We start from the raw sequence: 18,581 nt of genomic DNA on the forward strand, positions 1-18,581 counted from the left end.
CTACCTTTCCCCTAGCACCGGCATAATATTTTTCAACGCTTGTTGCCAATCTGAAGGCTGGATGCCCAAGCTTTCAATTTTCCCGCAGTCCAAACTCGAGTATGCAGGACGCTTAGCCGGCGTAGGGTACTGATCGGTTGTGATGTCGTTCACCTGCGGCAACCTCGTCAACGTACCCTGCCCTAGCGCCGCCGCAAAAATCGCCCCGGCGAACTCGCTCCAACTCACTTCTTTGTTACCGCAGAAGTGATACACCCCCCCCGCCGCCTCACGTTTCAGCAGCTCAATGATCGCCTGCGCAATATCGCCCGCGTACGTCGGGCAGCCCCGCTGATCCCCGACAATGCCCAGTACGTCACGCTCTTTCGCAAGACGCAGCATGGTTTTCACAAAATTATTCCCATACTCACTGAACACCCAGGCGGTGCGCAGGACTATCGCTCCCGGAAGCACCCCGGCCACCGCACGCTCCCCATCGAGCTTGGTGCTGCCGTAAACCCCCAGCGGGTTGGTCGCGTCATCCTCACGGTAGGGCCGGCTCGCCCGACCATCAAAAACATAATCGGTTGAGACGTGGATCAGCCGACAGCCGTGCGCCGCCGCTGCCAATGCCAGATAGCTCGGCCCCTGTTCATTGATCCGCGCCGCCAGCTCCCCGTCGCTTTCCGCCTTGTCCACCGCCGTATACGCCGCTGCGTTCACTATCACATCCGGACGGTAATCCGCGACGACCTGCTTCACTCTGGCCAGATCGCTGATGTCCAGGCTTTCACTGTCCGTCGCCAATAGGTCCCACCCGGATGGCAAACGATCACGAAAACAACTGCCCAGCTGCCCTTTAGAACCGGTTAACAACACTTTCATCCTGCCAGCTCCCCAAGCAGTTTACCCACCTTGTCTTTCTCAGACAGCTGCGGGTTGGCTATCGGCCAATCAATCCCGATCGCAGGATCGTTCCATAGCAGGCATCCCTCATGGGCCGGGTTATAATAATCCGTGCACTTGTATTCGAAATCGGCGACCTCCGACAGCACCACAAAACCGTGGGCCAACCCCGGCGGCACCCAAAACTGCGTCTTGTTTTCTTCCGACAGGATAACCCCTTCCCATGCGCCGTAGGTCGGCGAGTCCGGCCGAATGTCGACAGCAACATCGAAGACTTCACCACGCACCACCCGCACCAGCTTGCCCTGCGGATTGATCTTCTGAAAATGCAAACCGCGCAACACCCCACGCGATGAACGCGAATGGTTGTCCTGAACGAAGTTCAAATCGATGCCCAGCATTTCCCGGTAGCGCTTCTCCTCAAAGGTTTCCAGGAAAAAACCGCGGGCGTCCCCAAACACCTTCGGTTGAATAATTTTCACGCCCGCAATTTTGGTATCCGTTACCTGCATGCTTATTTCTCCACGATCAGTTGCGACAGATACTGGCCATACAGCGTCTTGCCGAGCAGCCGCGCTTCTTCAGCCACCTGTTCTCGACTCAGCCACCCCTTGCGGTACGCGATTTCCTCCAGGCAGGCCACCTTGAAGCCCTGGCGCTTTTCAATCGTATGAATGAACTGCGAAGCCTCAATCAGGCTGTCGTGCGTACCAGTATCCAGCCAGGCGAAACCCCGGCCGAGCAGCTCAACATTGAGCGCGCCCTTGTCCAAGTACATCTGGTTCAGTGTGGTGATTTCCAGCTCGCCGCGCGCCGACGGTTTCACTTGCTTCGCCATCTCGACCACGTCGCGGTCATAGAAGTACAGCCCGGTTACCGCCCAGTTCGACTTAGGAGCTGCAGGCTTCTCTTCCAGCGACAGCGCGCGGAAATTATCGTCGAACTCCACCACCCCGAATCGCTCCGGATCCATCACCTGGTAACCAAAGACCGTCGCACCCTGATTACGCTCAACCACGGATTCCAGTTTTTTACCGAAGCTCTGGCCAAAGTAGATATTATCTCCCAGCACCAGCGCGCAGCTGTCGCCGTTGATGAACTCTTCGCCGATAATGAACGCCTGTGCAAGACCGTCCGGACTCGGCTGAACCGCGTAGCTCAGCGATACGCCGAAACGGCTGCCGTCCCCCAGTAGCCGCTGGAAAGACGGCAAGTCTTCCGGTGTGCTGATGATCAAAATGTCACGGATACCAGCCAGCATCAGCACCGATAGCGGGTAATACACCATCGGTTTGTCGTAAATCGGCAACAGCTGCTTGGATACGCCACGGGTGATCGGGTACAGGCGTGTGCCTGAACCACCGGCTAAAACAATACCTTTCATTTTTATACCTTAGAAATAATTAACGTGTCAGACCCAGACGTTCGCCGGCATAAGAGCCGTCCTTCACGCGGCTCCACCAGGCTTCGTTGGCCAGGTACCACTCAACGGTCTTGCGGATACCGCTTTCGAACGTTTCCTGCGGCTTCCAGCCCAGTTCCGCGTCAATTTTTGAGGCGTCGATCGCATAGCGCATATCATGGCCCGGCCGATCAGTCACGAACGTGATCAGCTCTTCGTACCGGCTCAGCTTACCTGGCTTGTTCGGCACCAACTCATCCAACAGGCGGCAAATGGTACGCACCACGTCGATATTTTTGCGTTCGTTATGGCCGCCGATATTGTAGGTTTCCCCTACTGCCCCTTCGGTCACGACCTTATACAGCGCACGAGCATGATCTTCGACATACAGCCAGTCACGCACCTGCGCGCCGTTACCGTATACCGGCAGCGCCTTGCCATCCAGCGCATTCAGAATAGTCAGCGGGATCAGCTTCTCCGGGAAGTGGTAAGGGCCGTAGTTGTTCGAGCAGTTGGTGACGAGAGTCGGCAGACCGTAGGTACGCAGCCAGGCGCGCACCAGATGATCGCTGGAGGCCTTGGAGGCGGAGTACGGGCTGCTTGGTGCGTAGGGAGTCGTTTCTGTGAACAGATCGTCAGTGCCGTGCAGGTCGCCGTAGACTTCATCGGTCGAAATATGGTGGAAGCGGAACGTCTGTTTTTTCGTTTCATCCAGGGTCTGCCAATAGTGGCGAGCCGCTTCCAGCAACGTATAGGTGCCAACAATGTTGGTCTCGATAAAGGCTGCAGGGCCGTCAATGGAGCGATCGACGTGGCTCTCCGCTGCCAGGTGCATCACGGCGTCCGGTTTAAACGCGGCGAACACACGATCCAGCGCCGGGCGCTCGCAAATGTCGACCAGCTCAAACGCGTAGCGGTCGCTGTCGGCGATCGGCGCCAACGACTCCAGATTACCTGCGTAGGTCAGGCTGTCCAGCACCAGAACGTGGTCGCTGGTATCATTAATGATATGTCGGGCAACCGCCGACCCAATGAAGCCTGCACCACCGGTAACGATAATTTTCATAAAATCCTCTAAAACAATGCCTAACTTTGTGGGAAAATTTTCGCATCAATTATGACTTGCCTGCAGAGTAATCTGTGGCCGAATGCAATAACGCACAAACCGGCAAGATAATAGTCTTTTCCACAGTGAATGGTCAGTGCCGCACATCATACTAGGGATGAGCATCCCTCGCTACATCCCCCTTTCCCCCGCGAAAATGCACATCGTTTCTTACACGAAAACCTTTATCGCAGCGCCGTAAGCCCCCCCTAAACCGCACACCTTAACCACCACCAGCCGCCGCTAGCGTTGGGATAAAACAGGAAAAACGGGCTAGTGTGACCAACACGGAAAGAGAGACATCGAATTCGCTAAAAAGCGTCTGGCTTTATGGGATAACTCCCCTAGCAATCATGCTCAAACCAACATAAAAATTTGCCGTTTATCACGAAACCACATCTTTAATGAAAATAGTAGCAACGCGCCCAGCGAACCTGCCGGGGCATAGCAGCGCTTTCTTATTCAATCCTCTTTCTTCATTAACGGGCCCAGCTACAACGAGCCCAGCTACATTGGCGATCAGCGGTATCCTTGCGGGTTCTTTTGCTGCCAGTTCCAGGTATCGCGCATCATTGCATCAATGCCGCGCTGAACCTCCCAACCCAGCTCTTGCTTAGCCAAACGCGCATCTGCCCAGAACGCGGGAAGGTCGCCATCGCGACGCGGTAAAATTTGGTAAGGAACGGCGACGCCAGAGGCTTTTTCAAAGGCCTGCACCATCTCTAAGACGGAATACCCGACGCCGGCTCCCAAATTGTAAGCCTTGAACCCTTCGATGTTTCCCAAGTGTGCCATCGCCATCAGGTGGCCTTCCGCCAGATCCATCACATGGATATAATCGCGTACGCCAGTACCGTCTTTTGTCGGATAGTCTCCGCCGAACACGCCCAGCTTCTCCAGTTTACCGATCGCCACCTGAGAGATATAAGGCAAAAGATTATTGGGGATCCCATTCGGATCTTCACCAATCATGCCGGATTCATGCGCGCCAACCGGGTTGAAATAGCGTAAGGCGATAATGGAAAATTGCGGCTCCGCTCTGGCGAAATCCTGCAACACTTGCTCAACCATCAGCTTGGACGTGCCGTATGGGCTCGTCGTGCCGCCAATCGGCGTCGTTTCAACATAAGGAACCGGTGAGTGGGCGCCGTAAACCGTCGCCGATGAACTGAAGATAAATTGGTGCACGCCGGCGCGACGCATCTCTTCCAGCAGCACGAGGGTGCCGGCGACATTATTTTGATAATACTCAAGCGGTTTGCGGGTAGACTCCCCTACGGCTTTCAATCCCGCAAAATGGATAACGGCGTTAATCTGCTGCTCCTCAAAAATACGCCCGAGGCATTCCCGATCCAGAATGTCCCCGCGATAAAATACCGCAGCTTTGCCGGTCAACTGCTCAACGCGATGCAATGACTCTTCGGAAGCGTTGCAAAGGTTGTCCAACACGACCACCTCCTCCCCGCGCTCTAACAAGGTCAGAACTGTATGTGACCCGATATAACCCGCACCGCCCGTAACCAAAATAGCCATAACCACTCCTCTGATGCTTCGCGTTATACATTAGACATGCCCGCATCGCCCCGCATCTGCTGTTGTACTGTCTATTTGAAGCAAACGAGTTGGCTAAAAAACGGCCTTTCAGCCACCAGGCCGAGCTCAGGCGGGCAGTTTGGAGGCATACGATAACGCATCTGAAGCAACAATTCAGAAGTTAAGCCACATTTCAGAATTATTCTTAAGGCAGCGACAGCATGCTCTCGCCACAGCCGCGCATTTCGTCTGGCGACAGGAAAAAAATCCATAGAAAATAAATGGCTTTTGTCTAACTATGGGCGAGGCACGATATAATACGACGAGGTTCCCGGCACCGATCGGTACGGCCTCCTTGCCAATCAATAATGTGGTTTCCACTCTACTTTGGTTGGGGCGATTTGAATCGCAACCCATCGTATTTGACACTGAAGATAGAAACCCTCAGCTCCTATCCTCAGCCAAAGGTTCCTGCGTCTTCATCGCGGGGAATACCAAGGTCTTTATAGAAATTCCATTACCACCCAATACTGAAGAGCTGCAGAATGCCTTGATCATTGACGCTTTGTTCAAAAATACTGACTCCAACCATGAGTTCTGCTCCACCTGGCCAACTTTGCATGGAATAAATGCGACGCTAAAAAACGCCCCCCTCCCCCCAATAATGACAGCAGCGCTCGATGCGGATCGCATAACGTTGAGTTACACGCAAAATGCATGAGTCAATAAGAAAGTGAAGACCCATGATCTGCGTCCCTGTGCCTTGAATATGACACCAACTGACACATGTAATAACGATGTCGGGGTGAGCATTAACAGTCCCCCCGACATCCTCAGCAGTATTTCTACGCCTAACGCTGCCTTGCGAAATACTGCGCCACGCGCAGCACATCCTTCTCGTCCAACGTGCCGGAGTCGCTCAGCAGGGTAATCCAGGACTTAATGTAGTTGTACTTGGCAGAGGCCAGATCGCGCTGGGCGCTATAGAGCTGCTGTTCGGCGTTGAGCACATCGACGTTGACGCGCTGCCCCGCCAAAACACTCTGCCGGGTCGCCGTCACCTGCGTAGTCGCCGACTTCACCGCCAGCTCGTAGGCCGCCAGCTTGGCGCGGCTGCTGATGCACAGATTGAACTGTTTGCGCAGATCGTTCAGCGTCGTGCCAACCTGCGTGTCCATCTCGGCCATCGCCTGGCCGTAGCGTGCCGCCGCCTGCCGCGTTGAGGCCGCCACGCCGCCGCCGGAGTAAATCGGCAAACTCACCTGCACCCCGATACTGTCGGTGCGATATTTCTGGTTAACCGTGTTGTCGCTGCTGGAATCGTTCTCCGAATGCGAAGCATAGAGTTGCACACTCGGCATAAAGCCGGCGCGGTTTCTCTCTACCTCGTATTTTGCCGCATCGACGCCGTGGCGCGAGGCGGCCAGCACCGGGTTATTCTCCAGGGCGATCTTTTGCCACTCTTCGAACTTCGACGGGATCAGCGGTGCCACCTGGAACTTGCCTGGCCGTAAGACCTGCAGCTCATCCAGTTGATTTAACGGCACGCCGATGATCACCTCTAGCTCGCGCTGCGCGGCATCCAGCGCGTCGCGCGCCTCGATCACCTGCGCCTCGGCCAGGCTGTAGCGCGCCTGTGTTTCGGAAACGTCGGTCAACGTTCCCTCCCCCGCGCTCATCAGCCGATCGTTCAACGCCAGCTGCTCTTTATAGGCCGCTTTTTGCGCCTCTGCCAGGGCGATTTGATCTTTGGAATAGGCCACTTCGACATAGGCGCTGATCACCCTCACCGCCAGATCGAGCAGTTTGCCGCGGTAGCGTTCATCCGACATCATCGTCTGCGCCACGCCGCCTTTGTAACGCGCATAGGCCTCATAATCGAACAGCGGCTGCGTCAACGTCACCGAGCTGGAGTAGCTGCGGTACTGCTGACGACGCGTCGCTTCCGTAATGTTGCCAGAGAAATCGCTTTGCGGGTACTTCTGCGTTTGCCAGTTGCGCGGCGAATTCTGGTAGTTCAGCGATACCTTCGGCAGCAGCCCCGCCCTGCCGATATTTTCGTTCTCATCTCCCGCTTCTTTTTCTTTTATAGCCGCCCGGAAGGTCGGGTCCTTTTCTAATGCCAGCGAATATGCGTCTAAAATCCCTATCGAATAAACCGGCGCAGACATCGCAAACAAAAGGGTGCCGATAACCAGACCGGCAGCCTGTCGTTTTGAATGAATCAAAATTATTCCTCGGTTAATGAAGTATGAGCGCGATCCAAAATAGGTTTAAACAGATAGCTCAGCAGCGAGCGTGACCCCGTTTTCACGAACACTTCCACCGGCATCCCCGGCTTGATGTCCTCGCCACTGAGCATTTTCATGCCCTCCGGCGAGACCGTGACCTGCATCTGGTAGTAAGGTTCGCCATTGGTTTTGTCGACCAAACGATCGGCGGAAACCAGCGTGACCGTTCCCGGAATTTTCGGGGTTTTGTTTTGGTTGAAGGCGGTAAACATCAGATCCACCGGCAACCCGTTGTACACCTTATCGATCAAGTCGACTTTGAGGCGAGAATCCACCACCAATGTCGCCTGGCTGGGTACCACGTCCATCAGGTGGTCACCCGCTCCCACGACGCCCCCCTGAGTGAAGATATTCAATCCGACCACGGTGCCGTCCACCGGTGAGGTGATAGCGGTGTTGCCCAGATCGAAATCGGCCATTTGCAGCTTGTTGCGGAACTCGCTGGCGTCCATTTGGGTTTGCGCCAGCTGCGTTCTGACCTCGCGCTGATAGTCGGCAAAGCGCTGATCGATGCGTTGCTGAGATTCCTGCAGCTGCTTTTGCAGTTGGCCAATCCGCCCGACGGTTTCATCGATGCTGCTGTTCACCTCGGCGAACTGGCGCTGAATTTCCAGATAGCGGTTGCGCGGCAGGTAACCGTCCGCCGCCAGCTGTTTCATGCTGTTCATCTGCTCACGCAGGCTGGAGAGTTGGATCTGTTTGTTGGCGCGTGAGTCCTGCAGGCCTTTCAATTGGAAACGGATCCCGTCCATCGACTGCTTATAACCGTCAATTTCACTTTGCAACCCTTGGCGGCGGGAGGCGAACAGCTGCGTCTGCAGCGCAATGATCTCCGCGACACGCGGCTGATCCTTAACCTGAGCGAAAACAGGGGAAAAAGTGACCTTGCTCAGACCGTCCCGTTCAGCCAGCAAGCGCCCTTCGGTCGCCAGCGTGGTGTAATACTGATCGCGCAGCGAATCGACCTGCGCCTGTGCCTGCACCTGGCTCAGCTGTACCAGGACTTCGCCGGCTTTCACCTTGTCGCCGTCTTTCACCACGATATTTTTGATGATGCCGCTGGCCGGTGCCTGCACCGTTTTACGGTTGCCGGAAACGGTTACCGATCCCGGAGACGCGACCCCTTTGTCCAAAGGTGCAAACGCCGCCCAGGCCAAGAAACCGAACACGCCCACACCCAGCGCCAACCACCCGAGACGGGTATAACGGCGCTCATCCAGCGGGATCTGTTCTGAGTACGAGTCATTCGGCTCGCCAATATGCGTAGACATACCAACTCCTTTGACTGCCGGCGACGCAACGGCGCCGCCAGGCCAGTTCACGGCTTAATTAATTTGAGTTTTAGGAACATCGCCTTCATCCGGCTCGGAGTTCACCGCACGCACCGCCTGCGTAGGCACCTGCGCTTTTTGCGCATTCGCCAAGGCCTGCAGCACCTGCTGCGTTGGGCCAAACGCATTGACGTTCCCGTTAACCAGCAGCAGCAGCTTGTTGGTCATCGCCAGCAGATTGGTGCGGTGCGTAATCAGGATCACCGTCTTATTTCGCTGTTTAAGGAACGTAATGGCCTGGTTCAACGCCCGCTCGCCGGCATCGTCCAGATTGGAGTTGGGTTCATCCAGCACGATAAGAGAGGGATCGCCATACAGCGCGCGCGCCAAACCGATACGCTGTTTCTGTCCGCCGGAAAGCCCGGCGCCTCCGCTGCCAATAACCGAATCATAGCCATTGGGGAAGCGCAGAATCAGCTCATGTACCCCGGCCAACTTGGCGGCCTCGATCACTTTCTCCGAGTCCAGCTCGTTGAAGCGGGCAATGTTCTCCGCGATGCTGCCGGCGAACAGCTCAATATCCTGCGGCAGATAGCCGATGTAAGGCCCCAGCTCGTCCTTGTTCCACTGGTAGATGTCGGCGTTGTCCAGCCGCACGATGCCTTCGCTGACTGGCCAGATGCCGACCAGCAGGCGCGCCAACGTCGACTTGCCGGACGCACTTGGCCCGATAATCCCCAGCACGTCTCCCGGCTGAATGGCGAAGCTGACGTTATGCAACACCGCGCTCCCCTTCGAGCCGGGCGGCGTCGCGGTCACCCCTTCAACGGAAATCACCCCTTCCGGGCGCGGCAGCGACATGGCGGTACCGCGCGGCGGATGCTGCTCCAACAAACGCACCAGGCGCTGGTAAGCCAGCTTGGCGGAGCTCCAGCTTTTCCAAACGTTGATCACCTGCTCGATAGGCGCCAACGTGCGCCCCATCAAAATGGAACCGGCGATCATCATGCCCGGCGTGATGTGCCCATCGATCGCCAGCCAGCCCCCCAGGCCCAAAACCAGCGACTGGAGCGACAGACGCACAAATTTCGTGATCGACGTGACCCGTGATGCCCGCTCGCTGGCGATACGTTGGCTGTTCAGGAAGCGCTGATGCAAACTGAACCAGCGCCCCTTCAGGTTGGGTAACATCCCCAACGCTTCAATCACTTCGGCATTACGCAAGTTGGTGCTGGCCAGATTGCCCGACATGATTGAAAGCCGGCTGGCATCCGCCAACGGTTTCTTCGACACCACTTCGTTGATCACCGCCAGGGCGATCAACAGCAAGGAGCCCACCAGTGCGAACAACCCCAGCCAAGGGTTAAACAGGAAAATCACCAGCAGATAAATAGGGAACCACGGCGCATCGAAGAAGGCGAACAGCGCACTGCCGGTCAGGAATTGACGCACGTTGGTCAGATCGCTCAGCATCTGGCCGGCATCGGAAGAGCCGTTTTTTAAATTCGCCTCGTAAGCCGCAGTATAAATGCGCGTATTGAGCCGCATATCCAGCTGGCTGCCGATACGGATCACCACCATGCTGCGCACGTATTCCAGCAAGGACATCATGCCGAACATACCCAGCATGATCAGCGTCAGCATTAACAGCGTGATTTCATTGCGCGAAGGCAGCACCCGGTCGTAAACCTGGAGCATATAGATAGAAGGAACTAGCATTAATAAATTAATAAATGCGGTAAATATGCCAACGGTCCAGAAAACCTTGCTGCGAGTCCGTATAACATCCGCAATTTCGTTGCGCGGGATAAATTGATTCACGTTCTACCCTTACATCATGTGCACTGTCAGTCAAAATCCGCATTGGACTCTTATAAGGAAAATCCTAAAAAGGGAAAAATAAAATAAATCCTAAAGAACCCCCACCCCAGACATGCTCGAGACTGCAGATACTTTTTCTAACTATAGGTAGAGAAAGTGGATATCAGCAAGGCCGTAAGCAAAAAAAATCGCCTCACGAACCACAGAAAAAAACAAATAAAAACAGCGGGGTAAATAACAGACAGGGCAAAGCGAGCTTAGTGCGAAAGGGAATAAATTAGAGATAATGACGTAGTTCACAATTTTCAAAGAATACGGGGTGTTTACACACCCCGTATTCTTTATTGACTAACAGTTTCAATGGGAATTATACCCCACAGGAACGCATACTTAGGCGTAGTGCAGAGTATCCACCAATTGCTGGTGGTTTTGCCCAGTCAGGTATACCACGGTATCGTTGAGGTCCAGCGTGTGGTTATCGTTGTTGTCGATAATCACATAGGAGCTGGCGGTATTGCCGCCACCGCTGAATACAACGGATGCCACACCCACTTTCGCCGTCAGGGAGTTGCTGCTATTCAGACCGAGAATGCCGCCCAGCAGGCCGATAACGCCATTGGTCAAACCGCCGACCAGTGTCCCCAACAACGCATCCAACGTGTCGGCAGAGCGCGTACCGTAGTTCGCTACCGCGGTGCCGCTGGCGTTATCGGAGATAGTCAGGCCGCCATGGTTGACGTCGACAATCGAGTCCTTGAGGCTATTAAAGTCCTTGATGGTCACACCCGACTGCGTGTTACTCGCCTTGATGTTATAGGTGTTGGCACCTGCGCCACCGGTCAGCGTGGTGTTGCCAATAACGCCCAGGGTATCGGCAGCACTGGAGCCTTCTACGGTCATCTGGTAACCGTTCAGGCCCAACGCCGTCAACACCGGTGCCAACAGGTTGGTGGTAATGACGCTCAGCGGCAGAATGTTCAGCAATTGAACGATGATACCATCACCGGTACCGCCATGGCTGGAGTCGAGATTCAGACCCGCGGTGTTGGTGGACGCATTGATATCACGAACGTTGCTGAAGCCGCTGCCCAACGTCAAGTTCAGCGCATGGTCACCGGTCACGTTGACGGTCTGAACCTGTGCATTGGTGCCAGCCAGGGACAGAATGTTGTTGAACGTGCCGGTACCGCCGGAAGCCACGTTCACCGTCGTCAGCGCGGTGCCCAGCAGCGCACTGCTGCTGCTGTTCAGGCTGATGGCGCCGGCATTCACGTTCGCCGAGCTTACCGCGTCGAAGTTGATGTTGAAGTGGTCGGTGGCGTTTTGGACGAAGGTGAAGTTCAGCGTACTGGCGGAGGTCGCGTCCCCTTTCACTTCCAGCTGTGCGGCGTTACCGCCGGCAGCGTTGATGACGTTGACGTTAGCCAGGCCGGAGATCACGAACCCTTGCGCCCCCAGGTTGGTCGCCGCTGCGTTCTGGGTGACCGTACCGCCCGTAGTCCCTTCTACCGTAGACGTGCCGTTGGTCAGGCCAAAGTCGAAGGTGTGGGTTGGCGTAGTGACGCTGGTGGTGGTCGGTGAACCAATCAGCGGTGTCGTAATCAGCGTACCGACAGACTTACCGATATAGCCGGTCAGGTCGATCTTCTCGAAGTTCGAGAAGTTGTTGGCGTTGCTGGTCACGGTGCTGGTGCGAATGCCCAGGGCGTTCTGGTTGGTCACGACGGTTTTGGTGATGAAGTTGGCAGAGATGGAGTCCGTGCCGGTACCGCCGTCAGCCTTGACGGTATTGGCAACGGTATTCGCACCGCCGGAAACCGCGTTACCCGCCCAGTGCAGGCTGTCGTTGCCGGCGCCGAGGTTAAACTGTGCGGTACCGGTCGCGATGTTAGCCGTCGAAGTCACGACCACGTTGTCTGAACCGGAGCTGGCGTTCAGAATGACGTTGCCGTTGTTGACAGTCACCGCCACGCCAGGGTTGACGCCGTCAGTCGACAGCGAAACTACTGAAGCCGCCGTACCATTAATCGTCAAATTGGCCAAGTGATCGGCAAACGCCAAGTTCACCGTAGCTGCTGCGTTAGCATTAAGTTGCACATTGGTCAGAACGGCCGTTTCAGCATTGCTTAACACATGGCTGCTGTTGGTATTCACAGTACCTGTTGCGTTACCGCCAGCCGCAGTTGTTGTCAAGCTGGCAGCCGTTTTATAAACCAAACTGGAACCGATGTCATATTCAAACGCGTGCTGTTGAGCAACAGTTGTGTTGTCCGTAGCAGTTGAATTACGCAGGTCGTTAATAATGGCTGTCGTGATCGCGGCCTTATCGGTTAAGCCGCTGTACAGGGCGATTTGCGCCGGTGTAGCAGCAACACCATGAACGCCAGTATATACATGCTGAATGAAATCCGTTCCGGTCAATTGAGCGCCTTTCTTCTGGAACTCCACAGAGGTCAGTAGTTTTGTGGTCAGCGAAGTGAAAGTGTTCCCGTGCTTGCCCAGATAATTACTCCAATCATCCAGGCCTTGCGCATCTACATCACGCAGAGGCACAGCAAGATAGATTGAGGCAACCTGTTCACGGGCAGCCAAACCGGCCAGTTGACCTGCACTGTCAGGCTGAGTCTCATTCAAGAAGAATTGTTGCGCTGCAGTATCACCGGAACCTACAGTACCGCGCAATCCATTAATGATATTGATCAATACATCGCCTTTAGTGCCACCGCCGCTGAGAATTGCATTCAGAGCAGAGAACTCACTACTGCTTGGCGCACGTTCGTAGGCTTCATTAAACACCTTGTTAATAAAATCGGTGTTTGAAAGCGAATTCAGCGCAGCGCGATCGGTCACAAATTTATTGGCAACTTGTGAGAAGGTCTGCGCTGAGGTATTGATCTGCGTCCCCAGCGTGATAACCGTGCTGGTAACCGGATCGATACCAGCCAGGTAATAGAGCGCCAATGCATCCGACACACCAGGACCAGAGCCAGCGGCGCTGGTACCCGGGAATAACACGTTGTTGAGTTGCGCATCGAAATTGCTCTGAGATGTCAGCGTACCTGTATCAAAACCGCTGTGGTTCAGCAAAGAATTAACGGCACTAGATATGGCATCATTCAAGGTGCTGCCGGCCAGAATCGCCTGCAGTTGTGCTGTAGTCGGAGAGCTGCCATAGACTGATGTATAGATACTCTGCAGTATTTCAACGTCTGTTTTTGATGCATAAAGCGCTTGCCCGGCACTGGAGGATAACAGACTCGAGATGTATGCCTGGGCCGTAGTCTGCCCTTTCTCTATTTGATTACCGACAGTGTCAAACACGCTTGGTGATGCATTTTGCCCAAGCACAGCTAAAAGAAGCGCCGCCGCCTCTTTTTGGTACACGAGAGAAGCCATAATCGTATCCTTAAACAAAATGGTTTTAGCTAGGCAAAATCAAATCTGATTTTAAAACCTGGCGTTAGCTATAAAAGTGTTACCGCACAGTTTGAATCCCGCGCGAAGAAACCCCCTTCCTTCGCATATAAAGAAAAGTTCAAAAAACGCAAGCTGTCAAGGAGATAGGATTTTTATTAACCAAAATCAAAATAAAAATAAAAACTAGAAAAAACAACAAATTAAAACCACTAAAGTGAATTGCGTTAACATTAGATAGCAAATAATTAGCAACAAGCTAAAACCCTTTGCTCAATGTGATTTTTAACACAAACATTTGAAAAAATAAAAAACACAATAAAAGCAAACAATTAAAAGTGTGCATTTAAAATAACACACAATGAATTTAGGCTATTGGGTCATTTAACATTCGAATCTAAAAATCCAAAAAGCATTACCATTCAAATGGTTAATTTTATGACATAGAGAAAGGGCGATAGGAAACAGTTTTTTGTTAGGAATTTAAAGAGTAAAGAAGAAATAAAGATAAGGGCAGTGAATGTATCGGAAGTCAGAAATGAGGAGGGTTTTCAAAAAGCAGGGCAGTTAAGCAGAAAGGAAGAAGTGACGGCGCAGCATTTCGTACTGCGCGTTAAAAGTAATATGGTCAGCTTATTTTTTCTCAGTGGTGATATATGGCTTACATCTTGGATGGTAACCTTTGACAAAAGTAGAGATAATATGAACAACCAATGAAAAATCAAGACGAAGACTAGCGTGAACGAGTGACTTGATAAGACCTTTAATATAGGATTTATCGGGGTAGTGCCGTGCCGACAGTATAATGTCATACAAGCGTTCCCTTTTTGTATGCTCGCTCAATGTTCCTTTTTGCAAACGGGACAAAGAATGAGTTATAGAAGAAAAGCTCGTAAAGGTAAAAGGAACTCCTTTAGCTAAAAGTTTTCGTACGTTTCTGAACAAACTATAGTCTACGCCATACAACGCGTAGTGGTTATCAAACACAGGCACACAAGCAGTTCGGAATTTTTCAATAAATTTATGGGTCAGGACTAAACCTGAACCTATGGAGAAAACTGTGCCCGCATTAACAGTTCTGATTTCTACGACAGGAACGCCATCTTCGACCGGATACTGAACGCTTCCCGACTCAAGAGAGCCATCGGTTGCAACGATCTTAGGTACTTCAACGTCAAATGAAGCTCCAGTGTCAGCCAGACGGTATATAAAACTTTCCGTCACCTCAGTGTCATCATCGAGGAAAACATATTTTTGTGCATTGGAGTGCGAATCGATAAAGCTGTTATATGCAATACTAAGTGGCATGTTCTCAGTCTTGTTCAGCAACTCAAAAGAGCGAAAACTCGCGCTAAGATCATGATAAAAAAAATCACGATCACTTAAAGCCTCTGGCCCATTATTTATGACAACCAGGTCAAATAAAGAGCAATCAAATTTTAATAACGAAGACAGTGTAGTTGAGTCAACCAGCTCTTTTCCATAGATTATCACTAAAATGCAAACTTTTTCCGCGACAACACTCATTATTACCTCTCCAGAGAGAACCTATGTCCCTACCTTCTATTAGAATTAAATTGTTTCAAAACCATTAAAAATTTAACTTATTGATTGACAGGAAAAAAAATGAAAAATGAGATTGAATTAAATAGAGTTTCTGAACTTATCCTTGTACTCAACCATACTCTCAATAACACACTCATGGCCAGGCCAACAAGCTAACAGAGCGACGCCAATGAAGTTTACGCCCTCATACCCCTCTTCATACGAGTTATATTAAGAGGGGGAAATCTGAAAGTTTTGACAGTCTCAATGCACCATATTTTCGAGTTACACTCTTAGATAGAAAACAATATCTATATTTCTTACTGCAATTTTATTGCAGCCAGAGATAGGCACAACAGCGATATCTATGTATTTAATCCGAGCAAGTGATCTATGCATTAAAAAATTCTATCGGAATATCAATACCTGGCATTAGCAGCCCCCCCCCCACGAAGCCCATATTTTTTGACGCATAATTTAAGCAGTAAAGAACCAAAAGTTAATTATTTAAAAATCACACTTCTCTAATCATATTATATTTAGTAGGCGCCATCTCGTTTTAAAACAACATTTATTGTCTTAAATAAAATAGCTATATCATTCCACAGCGCCCAGTTCTTCACATACCATGCATCAAAATACACACGAGTATCATAATCGATATCATTACGACCACTCACTTGCCATAACCCCGTCATGCCAGGTTTTGCCATATAGTAATAATCAACATCGCCCGCATAGCGCTCAAGCTCAGCTTCAATAATAGGACGCGGACCAACCAAACTCATTTCACCTCTGAAAACATTCCATAATTGAGGTAACTCATCAAGGCTAGTTTTACGGATAAAACTTCCGATTTTAGTAATTCGAGGATCGTTTTTTAATTTAAAATCCTTATCCCATTCGGCCTTTGCAGCAGGATCTGTTCGTAATAAGTCATCTAACACTTCTTGTGAGTTCATTACCATGGAACGAAACTTAAGACACTTAAATCTTTTCCCATTATGGCCAACACGTTCATGTCCATAAATAGCCTTGCCGCCATCACGTGAAACTCTGTATGCCAAAAATAGTAATACGGGTGACAATACCAACATGATAGAAGCTGAGCCAACAATATCAAAAATACGCTTAATCAACCGTGACGAACGCTTGGCTAAATTATTACCCACTCGCAATATCATGACCTCATGGCTAAATATGAACGACATATCAGTGCCATACAAAGGAACACCGCGCAGTGTCGGTATAACTGAAACAGAACGGCAATTATGTTTCGCAAGATTCTTTAACCACCAGTCACGTAATGCATGTTCTTCGAACTCTAGCGCGACAATAAACTGTGTACTCTCAACATCGGCGATCCTCCACAGCGCCTCCTCAGAATCAAGCACAGGGATATCGGTGATAACTTCCTCACAAGGTGAACTTGTGCAAACAAAGGCAATCACATTAAAACCAAGTACTTCCTCACTCTGTAAAGCCGCATAGGCTTCTTTTGCATTTTTTCCGGAACCGATAACAATAGTATCTTTTTTCCACAGATGAAGCTTATTCAATATTCGCTTTGTAATCGCTCGCCCCAATGGAATGAGTATCAAAATGAGAACCCACGTAACTAACCAAACCCAGCGAGAAAAGTTCCACTTTGAGAAAGCAACCAGCGACAGGTCTAAAACAGCAAAAATCAGTAATGTTCTAACAACCTCTTTCAACTCAAACCAAAAAGGCTTTCTATACGTATAATGCCTCAACCTTGACAGAAACCAAGTGATACAAACAACAGATAGAATTAAATGAGCAAAAATCCTTGCGGTGTAAGTTCCATCCTCGGGTAGAACAAGACTATTGCCAGTAGAGTGAAAAACAATAAAGTAGGCAAGAAAAAGAGAGGTGTTAAAAAATAAAAAATCTGACACAATCAGGGAAACCTTAGGTACAATTGTTTTTAGCACATTTTTATTTTTTAACATTGCGCTTTCCATCCATAATAATAATACACATATTTACTCCCCATAAATGGCTTATAAAAACACCAATTAAATCCTATACCAAGACTAGCAACACAAAGGGTAAGTCACATAAATTCAAAGAGAAGTCAGTAATGCGAGCATTCCCTTTACGATATCAGTATGTGACCTTTTTTAACTCTTGAAAATTTATCCATTTATCTTTTAAGTAAGCGCTAAATTCTTCACGGAATCGATGAGCAGAAAAACGCAATGCATTACTGCGACAGTTCTCAGGTGACAAATCATCTTGAATAGACTCAAATTTTTCAACGGCAGACATAATATCTTCAGGCGTTTGTTCATGAAAAAAAACGCCCGTTGCATTCTGCGAACCATAAGGTCTTACTGTTTCTAACGCACCACCACGTCCATAGGCAATGATAGGAGTACCGCAAGCCTGCGCCTCCACAACCACGATCCCAAAGTCTTCTTCAGCGGCAAAAACAAATGCCTTAGCTCTTCCCATCAAGTCTTGCAATACATCATTGGGTTGATATCCAAGTACACTTATATTTTCTGATGCGTGGCGAATAACTTTCTTCATATCAGGACCAGCACCAATAACAATAAGCTTTTTATCCGGCATTCTTCTAAAAGCTTCAACAATGAGGTCAACCCTCTTATAAGGAACTAATCTAGATGCCGTAATGTAGAAATCTTCCTTATGAGTATTCAAAGCAAAGCGTTCGACATGCACCGGAGGATAAATAACGTCAGCATCGCGACCATACACCTTCTTTATCCGACGTGCAATGAAATGAGAATTCGCCACCATGTGGTCTACACCATGGGCAGTTCGGTAGTCCCAAATGCGTATTTTATGCAGAAGCCATTTTACAATCAGTCCTTTCAAACCTTTGCTGAGACCAGTTTCTTTTAGATATTGATGCTGAAGATCCCACGCATAACGCATAGGGGAATGCACATAACTTATATGCAATTGATCGGGTCCAGTAAGAACACCTTTAGAAACTGCGTGACTACTAGAAATAATCACATTATGAGAGCTAACGTCAATTTGCTCAACAGCAAAAGGCATCAAAGGCAGAAAAATTTGATAGTTTTTCTTAACAAAAGGAAGCTTTTGGATAAATGTCGTTTTAGCCTTCTTTCCAGAATAGTCATTACGTTCCTCCTCAGAGATAAAATCTATCAACGAAAACAACTCGGAAGATGGGTATATATTGATCAATTCTTTGACGACGCTCTCAGAGCCGGCTGATGTAACAAGCCAATCGGCAACTATTCCAACACTAAAATCACTACCCAACATTATATGCCTCAAGATATTTCTCTTCTAAA

The 18,581-nt window shown here is 50.6% G+C and carries 12 protein-coding genes; all 12 read right to left on the reverse strand.

From position 1 onward, the window contains the following. Positions 1-864: a dTDP-4-dehydrorhamnose reductase gene (gene rfbD / locus GF111_RS04545; protein WP_038881066.1), complete on the reverse strand. Its 864-nt coding sequence runs from the start codon at positions 862-864 to the stop codon at positions 1-3. After that, entirely contained in the window at positions 861-1,397 is a 537-nt protein-coding gene (rfbC, locus tag GF111_RS04550; RefSeq protein ID WP_038881063.1) for a dTDP-4-dehydrorhamnose 3,5-epimerase, read from the reverse strand. Before rfbC ends, rfbD begins: the two co-directional genes overlap by 4 nt. 2 nt (positions 1,398-1,399) lie before the next feature. Then, positions 1,400-2,269 carry a glucose-1-phosphate thymidylyltransferase RfbA gene (gene rfbA / locus GF111_RS04555; RefSeq protein ID WP_038881061.1) on the reverse strand — a complete coding sequence of 290 codons (870 nt, stop codon included), beginning with the start codon at positions 2,267-2,269 and terminating at the stop codon, positions 1,400-1,402. A 19-nt stretch (positions 2,270-2,288) separates the two neighbouring features. Further along, entirely contained in the window at positions 2,289-3,353 is a 1,065-nt protein-coding gene (gene rffG, locus GF111_RS04560; protein ID WP_038881058.1) for a dTDP-glucose 4,6-dehydratase, read from the reverse strand. A gap of 558 nt (positions 3,354-3,911) precedes the next feature. After that, complete coding sequence (galE, locus tag GF111_RS04565; RefSeq protein WP_038881055.1) at positions 3,912-4,925, reverse strand: UDP-glucose 4-epimerase GalE; 1,014 nt, start codon at positions 4,923-4,925, stop codon at positions 3,912-3,914. A gap of 851 nt (positions 4,926-5,776) precedes the next feature. Then, complete coding sequence (locus GF111_RS04570; protein ID WP_224217816.1) at positions 5,777-7,153, reverse strand: TolC family outer membrane protein; 1,377 nt, start codon at positions 7,151-7,153, stop codon at positions 5,777-5,779. Between the two features lie 2 nt (positions 7,154-7,155). Beyond that, a complete protein-coding gene (locus GF111_RS04575; RefSeq protein ID WP_038881050.1) occupies positions 7,156-8,487 on the reverse strand; it encodes an HlyD family type I secretion periplasmic adaptor subunit in 1,332 nt (443 codons plus the stop codon). A 54-nt stretch (positions 8,488-8,541) separates the two neighbouring features. After that, positions 8,542-10,308: a type I secretion system permease/ATPase gene (locus tag GF111_RS04580; protein ID WP_047728091.1), complete on the reverse strand. Its 1,767-nt coding sequence runs from the start codon at positions 10,306-10,308 to the stop codon at positions 8,542-8,544. A gap of 390 nt (positions 10,309-10,698) precedes the next feature. Further along, complete coding sequence (locus GF111_RS04585) at positions 10,699-13,704, reverse strand: DUF4214 domain-containing protein (protein ID WP_162420162.1); 3,006 nt, start codon at positions 13,702-13,704, stop codon at positions 10,699-10,701. Between the two features lie 651 nt (positions 13,705-14,355). Next, entirely contained in the window at positions 14,356-15,249 is an 894-nt protein-coding gene (locus GF111_RS04590; protein WP_047728095.1) for a glycosyltransferase family 2 protein, read from the reverse strand. A 557-nt stretch (positions 15,250-15,806) separates the two neighbouring features. Next, positions 15,807-17,240: an undecaprenyl-phosphate galactose phosphotransferase WbaP gene (gene wbaP, locus GF111_RS04595; RefSeq protein ID WP_047728097.1), complete on the reverse strand. Its 1,434-nt coding sequence runs from the start codon at positions 17,238-17,240 to the stop codon at positions 15,807-15,809. A 154-nt stretch (positions 17,241-17,394) separates the two neighbouring features. Further along, positions 17,395-18,552, reverse strand: coding sequence for a glycosyltransferase family 4 protein (locus GF111_RS04600; protein WP_038881037.1), 1,158 nt, complete (start codon positions 18,550-18,552; stop codon positions 17,395-17,397). Between the last annotated feature and the right edge of the window lie 29 nt (positions 18,553-18,581).

It is taken from the genome of Serratia sp. HRI, assembly GCF_010119335.3.
GTDB classification, from domain to species: domain Bacteria; phylum Pseudomonadota; class Gammaproteobacteria; order Enterobacterales; family Enterobacteriaceae; genus Serratia; species Serratia nevei.